Genomic DNA, 20,824 nt, shown 5'->3' on the forward strand with positions numbered 1-20,824 from the left:
TATTTTAATACTGCCTCACCGCCCGACACATTTCTTCCATTTTTACCCCCGCTCAACGACGGCACTCCCCCTTCTCCGTTAATAAACCGATTTTCAAGGCATTTGATTGTGCATCAAGGCAATCATAAAAAAATTCTGCTATAATATTCGCTAATTTTGTTTTGAATAAATTGAGAAGACATATGGCAGAAAATCGTGACAAACAGCTACGAGCGCGAGTGAAGCTTCTTGGGAATATTCTTGGTAAAGTCATTGAGAATCAAGTCGGCAAGGAAACTTACAACGCGGTAGAAAAATTACGCAAAGGCTACATCCAGCTTCAAAAAGAAGACGATCCAAATCTTCGTCAAGAACTCACGACATTCATCCAATCTCAAACCTCAGAACAGCTCAATCTTATTATTCGTGCCTTCAATGTGTATTTCAGTTTGGTTAACCTGGCTGAAGAAGAGCATCAATACCATGAACGCCAAAGCCAGCTTAGATCCGACGGTCCTCTTTGGCCCGGCTCGGTACTGAACACCATTGAAGAATTCAAGGAACAAGGATTAAGCGGCAGCCAAGTACAAACACTGCTTAGCAAACTGAACTACATCCCGGTTTTCACTGCGCACCCGACAGAATCGAAACGTCGCTCCGTGATGGACAACCTGCGCCGCATCTTCCTTGATATCAGCGCACTTAACGAAGCGGAAAACTACAACAACGGCTACGTAATTGACACACTACATCAACAGCTTGAATCCCAGATTCAGGTACTTTGGCAGACCGACGAAGTTCGCCGCCAAAAGCCGACCGTAGAAGACGAAATCCGTAACGGTATCTACTATTTCCGTCAATCGCTGTTTGATGCGGTTCCGAACGTTTATCGTTATATGGACCGCGCTCTGGCCAAGCATTACCCGGACGACAAAATTGAAACGCCTAACTTCCTGACCTTCGGCTCATGGATCGGTGGTGACCGCGACGGTAACCCGTTCGTCACCCACGACACGACCATTCACGCCCTGCTGCTACAAAGCCGCGCGGTGATGTACGAATACCAGAAGCGCGTTTTTGATCTGAGCTCCAAACTGACTCATTCAAAACACCTGTGCCATATCTCGCAAGAGGTTGTTAACCGCGCCGCTATCGTCGATACGGACCTGATCAAATCGGTTTTCAATAGCCGTCCGGAACGTTTCAGAGACGAACCTTACCGTCGTTTCCTATATTTGATTCACGGCAAACTGAAACACAATCTGGAACATATCGAAGCGCAGCTTAACGGCGAACCTTTCGACAAGAGTCCTTTCGCTTATGACTCCGAAGACGACTTCCTGAACGACCTGCAGATCATCTTTGATTCACTGTGCGGTCACGGCGATAAAAATGTTGCCGAAGCCGAATTGCTTGACCTTATCCGTCTGGTAAAAACCTTCGGTTTCTATCTGATGCGCCTGGATATCCGTCAGGAATCTACGGTACATACCGAAGCGGTTGCCGATCTGCTGCAACACCTGAATATCGACTATAACGCCCTTAGCGAACAAGAACGAATTGACGTTCTGGCAAACCATGTCGCTTCGGCAACCGTAATCGATACCCAGCACCTTGATCTGCAGGACATGACCCGAGAAGTACTCGAAGTCTTCAATGTCATGCGCCAAATGCGCCAGGAAATCAGTCCGAAAGCGTTTAACAACTACGTTATCTCCATGACACATGAAGCAAGTCATATCATGGAAGTCTTGTTCCTGGCTCACCAGGCCGGACTTGCCGGTTATAACGCAGGTCAGGCCTATTGCGATATCCGCATCAGCCCGCTATTCGAGACCATTGTTGACCTTGAGCACATTGTTCCGGTCACTAAAGCGCTGTTCGATAACAACACCTATAAAGAGCTGCTGGCGGCATCCGGCAACCAGCAGGAAATCATGCTTGGTTATTCGGATTCGGCCAAAGACGGCGGAAACCTGTCTTCAGCTTGGAGCCTATACCAGGCACAGCAACAAATTATGAAACTGGCCGACGCCAACGGTATCGATTGCCGTCTATTCCACGGACGAGGCGGAACTCTGGCTCGTGGGGGCGGCCCGACGCACCACGCAATCCTGTCACAGCCGACAGGAACCGTACGCGGTTCGATTAAATTCACCGAACAAGGTGAAGTTCTATCGTACAAATACAGCAATGCTGAAACCGCTATGTACGAACTATCGCTGGGCGTAACGGGATTGATGAAAGCCAGTCAGAACCTGGTTAAACCGGTCACTGCGGACAACAGCAAGTATCTGGATATCATGCAGCAGCTAGCTAAAGATGGGGAAGCCTGCTACCGTGAACTGACCGATCATACCGACGGTTTCTTCACGTTCTTCTACGAGGCTACTCCGGTTACCGAAATCGGTCTTCTGAATATCGGTTCCCGCCCGTCACACCGTAAAAAAGGCAATCTGTCGAAATCTTCGATTCGCGCCATTCCTTGGATTTTCGGATGGGCTCAGGCTCGTCTGACCTTCCCGGCCTGGCAGGGAACCGGGTTTGCTATCGACCAATGGATCAACCAGCACGGCGAAGAAGAGCTCAAAGCCATGTATAAAGAGTGGCCTTTCTTCCGCGCTCAAATGAGCAATATCCAAATGGCTCTGTCAAAAACCAACCTGGTGATCGGTAAGGAATACAGCAAACTCGGCAGCGATCAGGAAATTGCGCAAAATATCTACAACCAGATCGCCACAGAGCATACACGTGCCTGTAAACGTATTCTGGAGATCAGCGAAAACGAATACCTGATGGCGGACAACCCGACCATCGCGCTTTCGTTGAAACGCCGCAATCCATATCTGGTGCCTCTGAACAATATCCAGATCGAGATTTTGCGTCGTTATAAAGACGAATCGCTAAGCGATGAAGATCGCAATATCTGGCTGACGCCGCTATTAAACAGCATCAATGCTATTGCGGCCGGTATGCGCAACACCGGTTAAAACCGAGCGCTATCGCAAATAAAAACGCCGGGGTTAAAATATTAATCCCGGCGTTTTTTGCTTTTTGGGACAGGCTGACTGACAATCAGTCGAAGATTATGTCAGGATTGTCATCCCATACTTCGAAAAAACCCAGTATAATAATCGCCTTATATTTGCCATTTAACTCGGCCAAAAGCCATTAACATCTATTCAGTTCAAGTAACAACGAGAGAACTATGCAAATTACCTTACTTAAATCCAAACTGCATCGAGTTACCACAACACACTCCGAGTTGGACTACGAGGGATCATGCGCGATTGACGGCCATTTAATGAAGATGGCAAACATTCGTGAATACGAACAGATTCAGATATACAACGTCAACAATGGCGAGCGTTTTACTACCTACGCCATTCTTGCCGAAGAACACAGCGGTATCATTTCGGTCAACGGTGCAGCCGCACACAAAGCTTCACCGGGCGATCTGCTGATTATCGCAACCTATGCGACCATGAGCGAAAAAGACGCCGATAAATTCAAACCGCAGATGGTTTATTTTGACGAGAACAATCAAGTCACACGGACATCGAACGCCATTCCGGTACAACTGGCTGAAAAAGCAAGCTGATTTCTTCTGTAAACAGGTGAATCCTCCGGACTCACCTGTCCTCACCCAAAACCGGTAAAGTCGGGCGATTTCTTTTCGCAACCAAGACCTCTACGCGTCGGTTTTTTGCAAACGCCTCTTCCGTATTACGCACATCAATAGGCTGAGTATCCGCCACCCCGACCGCCATACCTTGAGACGGTTCAATACTGCCGTCACGGATCAATTGCGTAATGACCGATGATGCACGTGCGCTGGAAAGCTCCCAGTTAGAACAGAAACGACCGCCGACAACCGGACGACTGTCGGTATGCCCGACAACTTTCACGATCAGATCGGATTTATGCAGAGATTGCAGCTTGCGCAACAGAACCATAAAGCGCGGCTTAAGCTCGGCCTTCCCGGGGTCAAAAGCAATCTGCTCCGGAAAGACCAGCTTTACTTCCTTACTGACTTCATCATACTCAACGGAAATCGCTCCTTCGCCAGAACCGGCAAAACGGTTACTGAGCTCTTTATAGAGCTGCATCATTTCCCGATTGACCATCTCGTTTAAAGCCAGTTTATGCTTAAGTTCCTCTATGACCAGAGGGTCGGCCTCAATCTCTTTCTGCACCGACTGGAAAAAAGCCTCCTGCTCCGGCGTCAACTCACTCCCCTGCCCGAGGGTCTCATTAAAGGATTTAACGATCGCTTCGTATTTCGAAATATCCACCGAAGACATGGCAAACAGAAGGACAAACAACGCCATCAACAGCGACATCAGGTCGGCAAAAGTCGCCATCCATTGCGGACTGCCGCCTTTTTTATTACTCACCCGACTCATCCTTCGCTTTAGGATTAACCGTTCCCTGAAGGTACGGCTCCAGAAGATCGCGCATGACCGCAGGATTATGGCCGCGGGCGATACTACCGACCGCCTCGATAATCATGGCCTGACGGTAGGTTTCGTTTTTCGCCCAGGACTCGATCTTATCGGCAATCGGCAACGCCAGAAGATTGGCAATCATCGCACCATACAAGGTGGTCAGCATCGCCACTGCCATAGCCGGTCCAATCGAAGAAGGATCATCCAGATTAGAGAGCATCTGTACCAGTCCGACCAGTGTACCGATCATGCCGAAAGCCGGCGCCGCCTCACCGATGGATCGAAAAACACCGGCACTGGTTTCCGCTTTATCGGTCAATAACTTGGTCTGTTCGTGCAGACTCTGACTAACCAGCTCGGCTGAATAACCGTCAACCAGCATACGCACACCGTTTTGATAAAAACGATTACCTACCTCGTAATCTTCCATCGCCAAAGTCCCTTTGGCGCGAACCAAGCGTATCAACTCTTCGGTAATATCAACCAGCTCGTTGAGATCGGTTTTCTCTTTATTCACCTTAAGAACGTCAAAAGACATTCCGATCGCGCTGAAAGAATTGGCCAAAGAATAACGAATCATGGTCGCAGCGGCCGTACCTCCGACAACAATCATCATGCCGGGAATATTAAAAAAGACGCCAAGTGAAACACCTTCCCCCATGGACATGGCAACAAGAACGATGGTAATCCCGGCCAATAGACCAATCAGAGTGGAGTAACTCATAATAAGAAAGACTCTTGATAACGTTTGACGCCCGAAACATGACTCGGGCGCTTAATTTAGAATGGAAATTATTTTTGGATACTAGCCAAGAGAAAGCAATATATTATCCAATAAGCGCGTTTCTCCCAATCTTGCAACGGCAAGGATGACAAACGCCTGATCCTGATCACTCGATTCAAGAAGCGTCTCAGGATGACGGATTTCAATATAATCAACTGTATCAAAACCGGCCGCCAGAACCGCTTCCTGTGCCGCATGACGCAGATCGGCAAAGTTACGATTACCGGATTCCAGCGCCAATGCGACGTCCATCAAAGCCACTTGAAGCTTCGGCGCGACCTGCAATTGGTGATCGGTCAGATATTGATTGCGCGAACTTAGCGCCAAGCCGTCAGCATTGCGCGCAATCGGCGCCGCAACAATTTTAACCGGCAAAGCCAAATCCTCGACCATCGCCTGGATTACTTTTAACTGCTGATAGTCCTTTTGACCGAAAACCGCCAAGTCCGGCTGAACCATATTAAACAACTTCAGCACCACAGTGGAAACACCGTCAAAATGTCCGGGACGACTAGCCCCTTCCAACAAACCGGTTAATGCTTGTGAAACAAGCACTTTAGTCTGGTGCTCCTGACCATGCGGATACATCTCCTGCACACTCGGGAAAAACATCAGGTCCGCCTGTGCTTCGGCCAGTTTCTGACGATCTTCCTCAAAAGTCCGCGGGTAGCACTCAAAATCCTCATCCGGACCGAACTGCAGCGGATTGACAAAAACGCTGCACACAACCTTATCCGCTTTCTGTTTAGCCAGTTCGATCAAACTCAAATGACCGGCATGCAGGTTTCCCATCGTCGGTACAAATCCGACAGTCAAACCCTGGCGTTTCCACTCTTTAATCTGGGCACGCAGTTTACTTAAAGTCTCAACAACTCTCACGATATTTCTCTCTCGAATCAAGGGGCTATCAAATGTTCTTGCGCAGGGAACGCCTGCGACTTAACCTCGGAAACATAACTCTCGATCGCTTCTTGAATCGAAGCGCTCTGCTGCAGATAATTCTTACTGAATTTCGGCGCTCTGCCCAGAGTCACCCCGAGAATGTCATGCCATACCAGAACTTGACCCGATGTGTGCACGCCGGAACCGATACCGATCACCGGAATCTTAAGCTGCAAGGTAATCTCTTGCGCCAAAGTCGCCGGCACACATTCAAGCACCAGCATATCCGCTCCGGCATTCTGCAAATCGGCGGCATCCTGCATCAGTTTCTGCGCCGATTTTGCATCCTTGCCATTGACCTTGTAACCGTACTTTTCAACCGACTGAGGTAACAAACCTAAATGGCCGCAAACCGGAATGCCAATATCGGAAAGCGCTCTGACGGCAGGTAGCGCTCGCGCGCCACCCTCCAGTTTAACCATATTCGCCCCGCCCTCCTTCATCAGCTGAGCGGCCGAGGACAATGCCAGCTCTACCGTGGCATCACTCATAAACGGAAGATCGGCAATACAGTAAGCGGAATGATTGGTTCTTTGCACCATTTGCGTGTGGTAGACCATCTGCTCGATAGTGACCGGCAAAGTTGTTTTATGCCCTTGAACGACCATCCCCAGGGAGTCACCGACCAGAATGACATCAACCCCGGACTGCGCTGCCCAATGAGCCTGAGAAGCGTCGTATGCCGTCAAACATGCGATCTTTTCTCCCTGGGAATACATTTTTTGCAGATCTGATAAGTTTTTGCACATGGTGTTAACCTACGGTGATTTGAAGCGATAATAAAAGGGAATGGAGAGGGCATAATTTACCGCAAAAGCGGTCTTAAGAAAACTGACCGGACCAAGAAAAGAATAATCTAAATCGTTCTTAGGAAACTGTCCTGCAGGCCCGCGATCAACTCTTCCACCTTGTCGCGCCCCGGAACAAGAATACCCGGTGCAATTTCCGCCAATGGAACGAGAACAAAGTCACGCAAATGCATTTGCGAATGCGGAATCTGCAAATGCTCGCTTTGTAACTGCAAATCATCATAAAGCAGAATATCCAGATCGATAGTTCGCTCACCCCAGTGACGTTTTTTGACGCGCCCCTGCTCGATCTCCAGCCTCTGTAGCTGCTGCAACAGTTCATCCGGCGCTAGCTGAGTTTCCAGCAAGCACACCGCATTCACATAATCCGGCTGATCTTGAGGCCCTAAAGGGCTCGAGGTATAAAGCGCCGAGCTTTTTATTACCCGACTTTGAGGCAGACTATCCAGAGCGCGCAGTGCCGCTCGAATCTGTTCGGCGGGCTGATCTAGATTCGCCCCCAAACCAAGAAAAACACGATGAGCCATCCATCACGCCTTAAGAGCTTGTATCTTCATGACCGCTCTCAACCTTATCCGCATTCTGGCTACGTTTGCGGTAAAAATTTCGGTTACGACGTCGCGGGCGACGCTTGCGCTGCGGCTTCAAATTGGAGACAAACGCCACTCGCTCAACCGGAGTTTTTTCCTGATATTCCGTCCACCATTCGAAAAGATGTTCCTGATCGGTTTCCCCGGCAGCAACACGAATACCCAGAAAATCATATGCCGCCCGGAAACGCGGATGTTCAAGAAGCGCCTGAGCACGCTCCCCACTACGTTTCGGCAAACGGTACTGCAACCCCCAGATCTCGCGAATCTGCGCCGTAAAACGCTTCGGAATAGCGGTATTGGCAATCTGCTTTTCAATGACTTCGTTCGCGGCGGCAAACAGCGCATTCTGATGCACCATTCCTTCGTCTAGCAATTCCTGCTTTCTCTGAACCATCGGCTCCCACAACATGGCGGCAAACAGAAAGGACGGGTTGACCGATTTTCCGCTGCGGATTCGCGCATCCGTACTCTTTAAAGCCTCAATGACCAGCATACGCGGAAAACCTTCCACTTCCTGTTTCAAAATCGCATCCGTCTGCGGAAAGAGGTGCTCAAATAGGTGATAGTGACGCAGTTTTTCGAATACCTGCAAAGCCACACCGCTATGGAACAGCTTCAACACTTCTTCGAACATACGGGCATTGGAAACATCCAAAAGAAGGTGCGCCAGAGCAGGAATTGGTTTCTCGGTTTTCGGCTCGATCTGAAAACCGAGCTTGGCGGCAAAACGCACAGCGCGAATCAAACGAACCGGATCTTCACGGTAACGCGTTTCCGGATCGCCGATCAGACGTAAAACGCCATCATCAATATCATCTACCCCTTGCCGGGTATAATCCAGAATAGAGAAATCATTAATGCTGTAGTACAGCGCATTAACGGTAAAATCACGACGCCATGCATCTTCATCGATCGTGCCGTAGATATTGTCTTGCAGCAATCTTCCGCTCTCATCGACTTCGCGCTTCTGAGCAAACTTTTTACGCCCGAAAAATTTATTATCGCGCGGTTGACTGACACTCTGCCCACGGAAAGTCGCGACCTCAATCACAACCCGACCGAAGCGAACATGCGCCAGACGGAAGCGGCGCCCGATCAAGCGACAGCGCTTATGAAAAACTTTTTTAATCTGTTCTGGTTCGGCGCTGGTTACCACATCGAAATCTTTCGGCTCCAAACCCAGCAAAAGATCGCGCACGCAGCCGCCGACCAGGTAAGCATCATAACCGGCGCGCTTAAGAGAATAGAGTACATCCAGCGCCGCTTTCTCGATTTCTCTCCGGGAAATATCATGCTCATCTCTGGTAATGACAAGAGGAGAATGATCGTCTGAACTTGAGGCGTTAGAGCCGGTAAAAAAGGCACTGATTTTTCGAATAAAACTCTGCATAGATTGTGATTTAATATCTCTGAAACGCTGCCTGCTGACCGCTAAACTAATTGCACTGTAAACTAGGTTCAGTTTAAAAGTGATGAAACTTTAAGAAAGTCATAAAAAATTTTTCCCATTTTAACGCCTTTTGCCCAGACTGCAACGCAAGTACTCGATTTTCCGCCTGCTTTCCAGCCTTTGCAAGCACACTTTAATCAAAAACGACTACCATCCACTCGACAGACCAGGAACCCGGCAAATGACCCCAAACGGAAAAACTGCAAAAATCCCGCACCCGATCTGGTCTTACGGACTGGTTTTTTCCCAGTTCGCACTGATCGCCCTACTGACTTATTTAAGCTTTCCCTGGTCGCTCGATTACTGGGTACTCGTCATCCAAAGCGCCGCCATCTTTCTGGGCCTATGGGCACTTAAAAGCATGCATCTGGGGCATTTCAATATCATCCCCGACCCCATGCCGGAAATAGATTTGGTGACGACAGGTCCGTACCGTTTTATCCGTCATCCGATGTACGCCAGTATTCTTTATTTTTTTGCGCCGGTTGCAATAAGCGAAAACCGTGCAGCTATCTGGGTACCGTTTCTGTTACTGGCCTTAACCTTGATCCTCAAACTCTCTTACGAAGAAGCCCTTCTTAAACGCAAACTGCAAGATTATGCACTTTATCAAGAGAAAACCTGCAGACTGCTTCCCTATCTTTTTTGAACCGTTCACCCCTCTGGCGATTCTGCCTTAAACGTGCGAAAATACTTCGCTATTTAAATTATTTTCTGCCGGCTGCGGCATCGATCAACCCCAACAAAAGTTTAGACGAACCATGACAGCAAAACCGACTCTTTTTAGCGGAATCCAGCCTTCCGGCGACCTGATGATTGGCAACTATATCGGCTCAATTAAAAACTGGGTCAAAATGCAGGACGACTACAACTGCCTGTTTTCCCTGGTCAATATGCACGCCATTACGGTAGAGCAGAGCCCTATCGACCTTAAAAACCGTAGCCTGGACTTTGTTGCATGGTATCTGGCATCCGGAATCGATCCGGACAAAAGCACGGTATTTATTCAATCGCACGTCCCGGAACACGCTGAACTGTCGTGGATCCTGAACTGTTATACCTATATGGGCGAGTTGAACCGCATGACGCAGTTCAAAGATAAATCTGCGAAACACTCTCAGAACATCAATGTCGGGCTTTTCGACTACCCGGTTCTGATGGCTGCTGATATCCTGCTCTATCAAACCGAAATGGTTCCAGTCGGAGCAGATCAGAAACAGCATCTGGAATTAACCCGAGATCTGGCCATTCGTCTGAACAATAAATTCGAGCGCGAAATATTTAAAGTACCGGAACCTTTCATTCCACCAGCGACTTCCGGCGGTCGAATTATGAGCCTGCAGGATCCGACCTCGAAAATGTCGAAATCGGACGAAAATAAGGACAACTTCATCGCGCTGGCCGATGACCCGAAAAAAATCCTTAAAAAATTCAAAAAAGCGGTTACCGATTCCGGCTCCGAAATTTACTACGATGTGGAAAACAAACCGGGCGTTTCCAACCTGCTGACCATCTACTCGGTGATCAGCGGCAAATCAATCGACGAAGTGGTCAAACACTTCGAAGGCAAAATGTACGGCCACCTGAAAGTCGAACTGGGTGAACTGGTAGCCGACTATCTGTCGCCGATACAGGAACGCTTCAAGCAGATTCGCGGAGACGAAGCAGAGCTTAAAGCGATTCTTGCCGACGGTGCTAAAAGCGCTCGCTCGCAAGCACAAAAAACGTTGCAAGACTTCCAGGAAACAATCGGTTTCGTTCTTCCATAAAACAATCCCGATATCAAAAGAGGGCAATCCGCCCTCTTTTTATCTATTCATAAAGCATTCAAATAATACTTTTTCTCAAACTTTCCAAGCATCAATAACCGCACTAAACTCAGATCCTCTGCTTTTAGGCCTTGAATCATCGCCATTATTCCTGTTAATAGACCATTTACCTACAGATAACAGCGCAGCCGCAAAAAAAATACCCCAACAAGCTCGCTGGCCCGCGTAAAATAAGTACTTATTCGTATTTCTATTACACTTCAGGCTCCCCTATTATTTATGGGGTATATACAAAACAAGCCTGCTGAGAGGATGTCAAGCATGGAAAAAGGCAACACCGGAAAGTCCATTAAACTTCTCCTGACGATCTATACGATCCTGTTTTTAGCGATCAATATCATCGGAGTCTCTATCTATATCGCTGTTGATAAACAATACAACACCGAACTGCAAACCCTTCAATCCGATATTCAGGAAAAACGCACCATCTTCCATGAAATCGATGCCCAGCTCGGTTACGGACAATTCATTCACAACTTTAAGAACTTCATCCTGCGCGGCGACAGTGATTACCGTACCTCCAGCTACCTGGAAGCATTCAACCAAAACGTTCAAAACATTAATCAGGCACTCGATAACTACAAAAAACTTGGCGACCTTTCAGCCGTAGAGACGCAATCTATTGAGACCATCCGTAATACCGTCAATGAATTCTCACAGAAAGCGCAAGTTGTCATGGAGTTGAAACAACAGGGAGCACCGGCCGATTATATTGACAGTCAGGTGGTTGTCGATGACCGCCCTGCGATCAAAGCCAAAGCGGACTGGTTTGAATATATCGAAACCACCAGTAATGACCGAATTATTCAACTGAACCAGGAAAGCGCCACTTTTCGCATGACCGAATTACTTACCTTCGTCATTATTCTTGTCCTGATCAACTTCTTGGCTATAGAGCTACTGGTTCGACAGCGACTGGTTAAGCCGATTGTAGCTTTGCGCGACAGCATTCTTACCGCCTTCCCGGACGAAGAAGGTATGAATCTGGATGCGGTAATGCCGGAAACCGGATCGGCGGAAACCCATAAACTCGGGCAATATATCAACTGCATGATCCGTGCAATCCGCTGCAACATGAACAAAGCGGAAATCATCACCCACGTCGTCGACCAGAGTACCTCGAATATTATGATCGCGGACGAAGATCTCAATATTACCTATATGAACGAGTCGATCTTAAACACGCTGAAAAACGTTGAAGCAGACATTCAGAAAATGCTGCCACACTTCAAGGCCGATGATTTGATCGGTAAAAACATCGACATTTTCCACGTAAATCCGGTGCATCAGCGTAAATTATTGAAAGAACTGAAAGACACCTATATCGCCGACCTCGCGCTTGGCGAACTCCACCTGAAAATCATTGTTAACCCGATCTGGAACATTGACGGTTCTCGTGAAGGCTTTGTTACCGAATGGAAAGACGTCACTCAAGAAGCGAAGATGGCCGAAATGCAATCCAAGGTCGAAACCAACCTGAAAACCATGGTCGAGAAAGCTGCTAAAGGCCATATCGGCGAACAGATCGATGTCAGCGTTCTCGACGGTTTCATTTATGATCTGGGTGAACAGATCAATCATATGTCCAGCGCCATTGCCACAGCCAACCACAATATTGCCGATGCGATTCACGCTTTGGCGGACAGCGATTTGACCCATCGAGTGCAAGGCGAATTCGAAGGCGGCCTTGGCGAGATAAAAGACGCCATTAACAGCTCGCTGGACAACCTGTCGCAAACACTGGCAGAGGTCAACCATGTTGTACACGGCATCGCCGAAGACATGAGAGCAACATCCGTCCGCAATGAAAACCTCTCTGGACGCATCCAGCAGCAAGCGGCGTCGATCGAACAGACCGCCGCAACAATGGAAGAGATGACCTCCACAATCCGCAACAACGCTTCAAATGCCCAACAGGCCGACCAACTAACTGAAAAAGCCTCGCAAAAAACTCAGCAAGGGGCCGCAATCATGGCGCAAACCATCGAAGCGATGCAACAGATCAAAACTTCTTCGGAACAGATCGAACAAATCATCGGACTTATCGACTCCATCGCCTTCCAGACCAACTTACTGGCCCTGAATGCGGCTGTAGAAGCCGCGCGAGCAGGTGAACACGGCCGAGGATTTGCCGTCGTAGCCGGTGAAGTTCGCGCACTGGCAGGAAAATCCGCCGATGCTGCCAAAGAAATCAAAGGCCTGATCGATCGCTCGGTTGACAAAATTCAACAGGGAACCGAACTGGCGCAAAACTCTGGAGAATCGCTCAATGAAATCAATGACGCAATTCAACAGGTTACCAGCATTGTCGCAGAAATCGCCGCTTCATCGAATGAACAGGCTCAAGGTGTCGAACAATTGAATCAGGCGATCGCCTCACTGGACAGCAACACTCAAGAGAATGCCGTTCTCGTCGAAGACTCGGCCCGAAGTGTCGCCGCAATCGAGCAGCAAACATCCGGGCTGGTTGAACGCATGCAGCAATTTAAAATCTCGGCCGAATTCACCGAACAAGCCAGAAGAAATTCGCAAAAGCCTCACGGAAACCAAACTGCTGCGATCGCAACAAACCCGAGCAAGGCGACAAAGATCGAAAAACCCAAACCGCAAACTCAACCGACCAGTGAAAATTCGGCGTCCAAATCGGAAATTATTAGCCCGCTCAAAAAGAATACGACCGACGAAAGTTGGGAAGAATTCTAAATCCAAACCTGCCAATACAAACTAAAGGCCCGCATAATGCGGGCTTTTTTATACATTAGCATTGCGTAATATAGAAGCAGACAATAGAGGAGAAATTATTTTTATTTTAATTTCGTGGCAAAGATAAGTACTCTTAATACATGGTTATAAGCCATATTCCGCAATAGCATCAGAGGTATCATTATGAAAACTACCACTTTAATTGCATCCGGCGCTTTGATCGCGTCCATCTTCTCCGCCCCAATTGCCAGTGCACAAACAACGCCTTCAACCAAACAAATCAGTTGCGAACTCATGAAAGTCGTTGCACAAGACGTAATCAGTTCCCGACAAGAAGGCCTGGTAATGACCGCTGTCGGCAACCGCTTACTTGAGCAAGGCTGGGAATACAAACAAGCCAACAGCATCGCCTACCAATATTTACAAAAAGCCTACCAAGTTCCTGTTCAACTTGATGATGAATCCAAACAGCACGTTATTCAGCAGTTCAGCAATCAGGCATATGAAGAATGCCTATGCAACTGGAGCGCTAAACCACAACAGGGAATCTAAACTGCACAACAAACCGACTTATGACATTAAATAAAAAAACCCAGTAGCCAAAAACTACTGGGTTATTTTTTTGCCACCGATAAAACAGTGTAAAAGCAAAAAACCCCGTCAGTGAACACTAACGAGGCTTTGAAATAATGGCGCGCCCGAAGGGAGTCGAACCCCTAACCGCTCGGTTCGTAGCCGAGTACTCTATCCAGTTGAGCTACGGGCGCTTTGTTTGTGGCGCGTATTATAGTTATCAACTTTATCTGTGTCAAATAAAATTTAAACTTTTTTGCGCTAGGCTTGCTTGTTCCATACGGTTCATCGCTTGCCTGTTGAGCGCGTATTATAGGGGCTAAAAAACGCCTGTCAACTCTTTTGCGGCGATTTTTGAAAACTTTCACCAACAGCAATTCAATGTACGAAAACACACCAATTCTCACCTCTGTCAAACTTACCCTACACGGCTTGAAAAGAAAATTAAAAGCGTCTCCTGTTACTCAGGCTTGTTTAAGAAAACCTGTCCTAATTTTCATCTAAATAGTTGATTTTAAGCAGGCAATACGAAATTGACAGTATCCTAGGCTTATGAAATCATAGTTGTAAGCAGAATTTACTTGGCATTACTCCTAAGCTGCCTTCATCATTTTAAGGATCATGCAGTGGCGATATTTTTTTCTTACCTCCTTAAAACAGACCTTAATCGGCGGAAATTATTCTCTGCTTTGGTTGGCATTCTTTCATTGAGCCTGCTCTTGAATGCCCAAACCTCTGCCGCGGCCGATGCCACCGTCTCCGTTATCGTCCACTACCCGAATGGCCATGTCGTCGAATATCAGCAGCAAAATGCCTACAGCCCGGAAATGATCGATAAAATATTCACCTCCAAATTGCGAAGCTGGCCCAACGGCTTGCCGATACAAGCCTTTATCCTTCCTGTAAACAACCCCGTTCACAGAGAATTTGTTCACAAATACCTGAATACCAACGTTTACCAGATTCAACGAATCTGGAATAGGCTGATTTTCAGCGGTCGCGGTATCGCTCCGATAGAACTCCAAAATGAAGAAGAGATGATCCAAAACGTTTATAAAACCCCTGGTGCAGTTGGCTACATTGCAACACGAAACCTTTATCGACTCTCACAAACATCTATTCTAAAGGAGAGCAAATAATGTTCCCGGCCATGCATCTCCGAAACCGTTTCGGCAAACCCGTCAGCAAACTTTTCTACGCCATGATTCTAGCCTCAACACTGGCAGTATCTCCTGCAAGCGCAGAAGTGCAAGCCAACGCTTTTATCTCTCAGGGGTTCATCAAATCGTATGACAGTCCGTTTTTAACCAAGGACTCGGAAAAAGGCTCCCTCAAACTAAATGAAATTGGCTTAAACCTGAACTGGATTTACAACTCCGACTGGCGTTTCAGCGGCCAACTTCTCTCACAGACTTTCGGCGATATCTATGAAGGCGAACCCAAGATCGATTACCTTCTTGCCGATTATCTGATTTTTGACAATGGACTCAATAGCGCAGGCATTCGTGCCGGACGCGTCAAAACCCCTTATGGACTGTACAATGATTCGCGTGATTACCCTTCATCTCGGCCGGGGATATTTTTACCAAGCGCCATCTATTTCGAAGGACTGCGTGACTTCATGGTGTCCACCGACGGCGTCAACCTCTATTCAACCCACTTTCTTTCCGGAGGAACCTTGGAAGTTGATGCCTATTATGGTGAAAAATCAACTTCTGACGATTCATTAGAACTCTACCTTCTAAAAGGGATCGATAACCGAGGTGACATCAACCGTATGAGAAAATACGGACTCAACCTTTATTTTGAGCCGAACGCTCTTCCAAACCTGCACTTTAATTACAGTTATATGAATGCTGAACCCATGATCGATCTTGACCCAGCTGTCACAAGCCTTATTAGCAATGCTCGATATACTGTGGGTCTACATATGCTTTCCGCCCAGTATCAGTATAAGAATCATATTTTCAGTTCCGAATACCTGGATATCCAAACCCATACGGATATCGAATACACTTTCCAGCCCTCTGACAATATCGACACCAAAGGCCATGCTTACTATTTCCAGTGGCAATGGCTTCCGTTACCGAGTCTGGAAACCTGGATCCGTTACTCTTACTACTTGGGAAACAACGACAAAAGAGATGAAGACAATCTGCGCGGTTACAGCAAGGTCTCGACCTTGGCATTACGCTGGCATATTCTTCCGGAGTTAAACTTCACTGCGCAATACGATCATCGCCAAGGGCACGCGAATATTCCGATCTTCCCGGATTATGACGACAATGAAATGGATAAACACTGGTCAGTGCTGTCGGGTCAGTTAAACTATCACAAACAGTTCTAACCTCATCAAGGACCTGACCCCCTATGAAGGCACAAAAGATCCATACCGCAACTTTGAGTTTACAGGCCGTTTCGGTATTGATTTTTGCCTTGTTTGTCTGGATATTGGGAGAAAACCTCTCAACTCTGTCCGAGGAAATCAAATGGATCGAGAGTTCTAAAGACGCCATCAATATCATAGAAACGACCAATCAATTAAGCGAAGAGGACAACCTCGGTTACCGACTGATTAATGGTGAAAGCCGTTACTTTAGCGCTTGGCAGGCTTCACAAAAAAAAACCGATGCCTTAATGACGAATTTCCTCGGAAGCACTCCGCTCTTCGAGATTCCCGGACTTGAAATCGCCTGGACAAACTTTAAAGACAAACGTCAGGTAATCGAGAATTGCGCCAGCGGGAAAAGCTGTTATTACTCTCCCTACGAAGGCGAAGAGATCCCACCTCTTGAACTCCAGAACATCCTAATCAATGCCAAGAAAAAGCTTTTTAACAGCCATTACTTCAATAACAACATCAGTGCATTAAGCGAGTTTGCCTGGCAGTTTAAAATCTGGAACAGTCGCTACCGCAGACTTTTAAGCATGCTGGAAATTTATGCCGAAAAGCCAAGCCCACAGCTGCGTAAACACATACTCGACATCAGCCTGATTATGGAAAAAAACGGGCTGCAACTGGACGCCGACCAAAATCTCTTCCAAACCTACCCGCTGATTTTCGAAAAGCTTGGAACAATCGCTAAAGACTACCAGCAAATCACGATCGATTATCTTCGCCCCCTGCATCAGTCGGGAAATAAACTCGTCAAACTCGAACATCTTCCGGACAGCAGTCACAATACGATTATCGAACACTCCAATGCGATGCAGAGTTTGGTTTATGAAACCATTATGCAAGAAGTGAACAAGCTTTATCACACCCGCTTCAACAACATCCTGTTTAAGTCCTTACTGATGCTGTTCGGCTTTATCGCCCTGATCGTACTGATTCGTCTGGTAAAAATTTCAGCACTCGAACCACTACGCCAGAATGAAGCCATTCTTGAAAATGCCGCCGCCGGAATTATCCAAATCAATGCACAAGGCGTGGTGACCCGTGTTAACCGCTCTGCCGAGGAGATGTTCGGTTATTCGGGCCAAGAGATGATCGGCAATAATATCGAAATCATTATGCCCCCTTCTTATGCCAACCACCATCAGGAGTACATTAACCGCTATCTTCAAAACGGCCACGGTCATATCATCAATCAGGGCGAGCGCGAGGTTGAAGGGCTGCGCAAAAACGGCACCACTTTTCCGCTTGCGCTGGCCGTATCGGAAATTAAATTACAAAACGATTCGGAATTTATCGGCATTTTGACCGATCTCACCGAGCGCAACGAAGCCCGAGACGCAGCGCAATTAAGAAACAAACTGCTGGACGCCTTAAAAACCGCCACCGAAGCTTCCGTAGCGACGCAAGACGGAGAAAACAAAGTCTGGGACAAGCTTCTTAAAGTCATCCTCGGCATCACCGGCAGCGAATCCGGATTTATTGCTGAAGTCGTCTATAAGGACGACAATCACCAGCGTTGCCTTAAAATGCATGCCATGAGCAATCTAGCCTGGGATAAAGAGTCCCAGTATATGTACGATCAGTTTAAACAATCACAAGAATCATTTTGCTCACCGGATACTCTGATCGGAGAAGTGCTCTATAAAGAGCACATGATCATCAACAATAATATGGAAAATGATCCCCGTTCGCAGAAAACGCCAAACGGCCACCCCAAACTTAAACGCTTTATCTGCATTCCGATCAAAAAAGGCAACCAACTCATTGGGATTTACGCTTTGGCTAATGCGAGAACGTCTTACAACGAGAAAGTTGTCGAGTTGCTTGAACCGTTCCATAGCACTTGTCTGGTCATGTTTACCGGCATGCATGAAGCTGAAATTCGTAAACAGCTGATGGAAGAATTGCATACCGCAACCCAGGAAGCCATTAGCGCCAAGGAACAGGCCGAAGCTGCTGCAGAGACCAAAGCGATATTTTTGGCCAATATGAGTCACGAAATCCGCACACCAATGAACGCAATTATCGGTATGGCTTATCTCGCCCTGAGAACCAAGCTTGATCCGCGGCAAAAATATTATGTCGAGCGAATCCATTCGGCCGGCGAATCGCTTTTAAAAATCATTAACGACATTCTGGATTTTTCGAAAGTCGAAGCCGGCAAGATGGAAATCGAATCCATCCCTATGAAACTCGAAGAAGTACTAGGGAACTCGGCCAGCCTGCTGGCGGAAACCATCCAGCAACGCCCTTTGGAACTTTTGGTGGAGATTAAATCCAAAGATGTTCTCGGTAACGCCGGCTGGGTTTTGTGCGACCCGCTGCGTCTTGAGCAAGTCATTAACAACCTGCTGTCCAATGCTTTGAAATTTACCGAAGAAGGCTATGTCAAACTGAGTATCGACGGTAAGTTCACCGGAAAAAGCATCCAGGTGCATATCGAGGTTCAAGATACCGGTATAGGCATGACTCAAGACCAGGTCGCAAACCTGTTCCAGCAATTCAGTCAGGCGGATGGTTCAACAACCCGAAAATACGGCGGTACAGGGCTTGGGCTGGCAATTTCGCAAAAAATCATCAACCTTCTTGACGGAACAATCCGCGTCAAAAGCGAAAAAGACAAAGGATCGACATTTTATTTTGACCTGGATCTGCCAGTCGCGCCTCAACGTCGTGATCCAACACAAATCAAAGAAAACCTCAAAGCGCTGATTGTCGACGACGTGAAAATTGCTCAGGAAACCCTCGGTAACCTGCTTAAAATCTACGGCCTGCAGATCACCAGCTGTTCAGATGTTGATGAAGCTCAGAAAGTGGTCTGTACCAAGGAGTTCGACCTGATTTTCATTGATATGGTCATGCCTGAAAAAGACGGTGAAGAGTTTATCAAATTCATCAGGCAGAACTGCCCCGCTCAGCTGCCTAAATGCATCCTTGTCTCCGCCTACGATCAAGAATCGATGGCCGAACTGGGTAACCGGTACGAGATTCCGGATGTCCTGAGCAAACCGGTATTACCGAAACATATCGAACAACTTCTGGCGCAGCACTTCCCTCATCTGCGCAGCACTTTAAAACTGGAGACGACAAACGGTCAAATCGAACAAAGTATGGATCTGAACGTCTCAGGAATGAAAATATTGCTGGCGGAGGATAATCTTTTAAACCAGCAGATTGCGGTTGAGTTAATGGAATCCAAAGGCGCCCAGGTAACCGTGGTCAATAACGGCCTGGAAGCCGTCAACGAATTGCAGGCCAAAGGACCCGATTTCTACGAGATGGTATTTATGGATGTGCAAATGCCCGAAATGGACGGCCACACCGCAACCAAAACTATTCGCAAGGATCCTCAATTCAGCAAATTGCCGATTATCGCCATGACAGCACATGCACTTGAAGAGGAGCGTCAACAATCCTTTGCCAGCGGCATGAACGGCCATTTAAGCAAACCGGTTGACCCGCAGGAACTTTACCGGATTCTGGGCAAATATTACCACGGTGACGACTCTACTTTTGCCGACTCAAACGTCCCCGACAACAAAGAGATCATTCATCCGCACAAAGGTCAGGCTTTCAAATGGGTCAATCTTGACGACGGCCTGCGCATGGCCGGTGGCTCGGAAAAACTGTACCACTCAATTCTTGAACAGTATGTGGATAAATACCAAAATCTGCCGGAGAATTTCCTTCAGCTTCAGAAAGAAAACAACTATCCGGAAATGTTACGCCTGATTCACTCCTTTAAGGGAATCAGCGCAACGGTTGGCGCGCAGGAACTTTCCGCACACAGCGCTGAGCTGGAAAACTTCCTGAAAGAGCATGAACAAGACTGGACGACAAATCAGAGCGAACTTGAAGAACGCTTAACCACGCTGGAAAATGCCCGTCAGGCAGCCTTTGAAGAACTCTCCGTGTATGTACAGACCGTAAACGAAGAAGCCACGGAAGCACATTCTGCGGCACCGGCATCAGTTGACACCAGCGAACATCAAGATAAGCTGAGTCAGCTCAAGGCAATGCTGGAAAATTTCGATGGCGAAGCCACCGTCTACTTTGAAAACAATCAAACGCTGTTTGAGACGCTGCTGGATAAAAAACGTTTCAACACGCTTTTACACGCGATCAACAACTTTGATTTCGACAAAGCCCTGGAAATTGTTAATTCAACCGACGAATAAAATGAAGAAGGCATTATCGGCAAAGATCCCCCTCTTATCTTGGCGATGGTTCCCTCAGAGATAAGACAAGCGTTCGAAGCAAACGACGATCAACAAACCTCAGCGCGAGTGATTGCTATACAGCAGCCAATTAGGGGA

General features: G+C 47.5%; 15 protein-coding genes and 1 tRNA gene. 9 read left to right on the top strand and 7 right to left on the bottom strand.

Going from position 1 to position 20,824, the window contains the following annotated elements:
* The first annotated feature begins 182 nt into the window (after positions 1 to 182).
* Both ppc and panD read left to right on the top strand, forming a co-directional pair.
* Entirely contained in the window at positions 183 to 2,969 is a 2,787-nt protein-coding gene (gene ppc / locus HQN79_RS08525) for a phosphoenolpyruvate carboxylase (protein ID WP_173285587.1), read from the top strand.
* Positions 2,970 to 3,187: 218 nt separating this feature from the next.
* Positions 3,188 to 3,580, top strand: a complete 393-nt coding sequence (panD, locus tag HQN79_RS08530) for an aspartate 1-decarboxylase (RefSeq protein WP_173285589.1) — start codon at positions 3,188 to 3,190, stop codon at positions 3,578 to 3,580.
* A gap of 31 nt (positions 3,581 to 3,611) precedes the next feature.
* Here panD and HQN79_RS08535 read toward each other — a convergent pair whose 3' ends face one another.
* From HQN79_RS08535 to pcnB, 6 genes are all read right to left on the bottom strand, one after another.
* Positions 3,612 to 4,376, bottom strand: coding sequence for an OmpA/MotB family protein (locus HQN79_RS08535; RefSeq protein WP_173285591.1), 765 nt, complete (start codon positions 4,374 to 4,376; stop codon positions 3,612 to 3,614).
* A complete protein-coding gene (locus tag HQN79_RS08540; RefSeq protein ID WP_173285593.1) occupies positions 4,369 to 5,151 on the bottom strand; it encodes a motility protein A in 783 nt (260 codons plus the stop codon). Before HQN79_RS08540 ends, HQN79_RS08535 begins: the two co-directional genes overlap by 8 nt.
* Positions 5,152 to 5,232: 81 nt before the next feature.
* A complete protein-coding gene (gene panC, locus HQN79_RS08545; protein ID WP_173285596.1) occupies positions 5,233 to 6,090 on the bottom strand; it encodes a pantoate--beta-alanine ligase in 858 nt (285 codons plus the stop codon).
* Positions 6,091 to 6,107: 17 nt separating this feature from the next.
* A complete protein-coding gene (panB, locus tag HQN79_RS08550; protein ID WP_173285599.1) occupies positions 6,108 to 6,902 on the bottom strand; it encodes a 3-methyl-2-oxobutanoate hydroxymethyltransferase in 795 nt (264 codons plus the stop codon).
* A 107-nt stretch (positions 6,903 to 7,009) separates the two neighbouring features.
* Positions 7,010 to 7,489, bottom strand: coding sequence for a 2-amino-4-hydroxy-6-hydroxymethyldihydropteridine diphosphokinase (folK, locus tag HQN79_RS08555; RefSeq protein ID WP_173285602.1), 480 nt, complete (start codon positions 7,487 to 7,489; stop codon positions 7,010 to 7,012).
* Between the two features lie 10 nt (positions 7,490 to 7,499).
* Entirely contained in the window at positions 7,500 to 8,945 is a 1,446-nt protein-coding gene (pcnB, locus tag HQN79_RS08560; protein ID WP_173285604.1) for a polynucleotide adenylyltransferase PcnB, read from the bottom strand.
* 241 nt (positions 8,946 to 9,186) lie between these two features.
* On the opposite strand from pcnB, the gene HQN79_RS08565 reads away from it, so the two are divergent.
* From HQN79_RS08565 to HQN79_RS08580, 4 genes are all read left to right on the top strand, one after another.
* Complete coding sequence (locus HQN79_RS08565; RefSeq protein ID WP_173285606.1) at positions 9,187 to 9,654, top strand: methyltransferase family protein; 468 nt, start codon at positions 9,187 to 9,189, stop codon at positions 9,652 to 9,654.
* A 112-nt stretch (positions 9,655 to 9,766) separates the two neighbouring features.
* Positions 9,767 to 10,774 (top strand): tryptophan--tRNA ligase, encoded by a 1,008-nt coding sequence (trpS, locus tag HQN79_RS08570; protein WP_173285608.1) that lies wholly within the window; start codon positions 9,767 to 9,769, stop codon positions 10,772 to 10,774.
* A gap of 321 nt (positions 10,775 to 11,095) precedes the next feature.
* On the top strand, positions 11,096 to 13,537 hold the full coding sequence (locus HQN79_RS08575; RefSeq protein WP_173285610.1) for a methyl-accepting chemotaxis protein: 2,442 nt from the start codon (positions 11,096 to 11,098) through the stop codon (positions 13,535 to 13,537).
* A 183-nt stretch (positions 13,538 to 13,720) separates the two neighbouring features.
* Entirely contained in the window at positions 13,721 to 14,089 is a 369-nt protein-coding gene (locus HQN79_RS08580) for a hypothetical protein (RefSeq protein WP_173285612.1), read from the top strand.
* A gap of 138 nt (positions 14,090 to 14,227) precedes the next feature.
* Here HQN79_RS08580 and HQN79_RS08585 read toward each other — a convergent pair.
* Positions 14,228 to 14,304: transfer RNA gene (locus tag HQN79_RS08585), tRNA-Arg, on the bottom strand.
* A 432-nt stretch (positions 14,305 to 14,736) separates the two neighbouring features.
* Between HQN79_RS08585 and HQN79_RS08590 the strand changes: the two genes are divergently transcribed.
* From HQN79_RS08590 to HQN79_RS08600, 3 genes are read left to right on the top strand one after another with little or no spacing between them, the layout of a single operon-like run.
* A complete protein-coding gene (locus HQN79_RS08590; RefSeq protein ID WP_173285615.1) occupies positions 14,737 to 15,249 on the top strand; it encodes a hypothetical protein in 513 nt (170 codons plus the stop codon).
* Positions 15,249 to 16,457 (top strand): porin family protein, encoded by a 1,209-nt coding sequence (locus HQN79_RS08595; protein WP_173285617.1) that lies wholly within the window; start codon positions 15,249 to 15,251, stop codon positions 16,455 to 16,457. Before HQN79_RS08590 ends, HQN79_RS08595 begins: the two co-directional genes overlap by 1 nt.
* Before the next feature lie 23 nt (positions 16,458 to 16,480).
* Positions 16,481 to 20,686, top strand: coding sequence for a response regulator (locus tag HQN79_RS08600; protein WP_173285619.1), 4,206 nt, complete (start codon positions 16,481 to 16,483; stop codon positions 20,684 to 20,686).
* The last annotated feature ends 138 nt before the right edge of the window (positions 20,687 to 20,824 follow it).

The organism is Thiomicrorhabdus xiamenensis (assembly GCF_013282625.1).
GTDB lineage: Bacteria > Pseudomonadota > Gammaproteobacteria > Thiomicrospirales > Thiomicrospiraceae > Thiomicrorhabdus > Thiomicrorhabdus xiamenensis.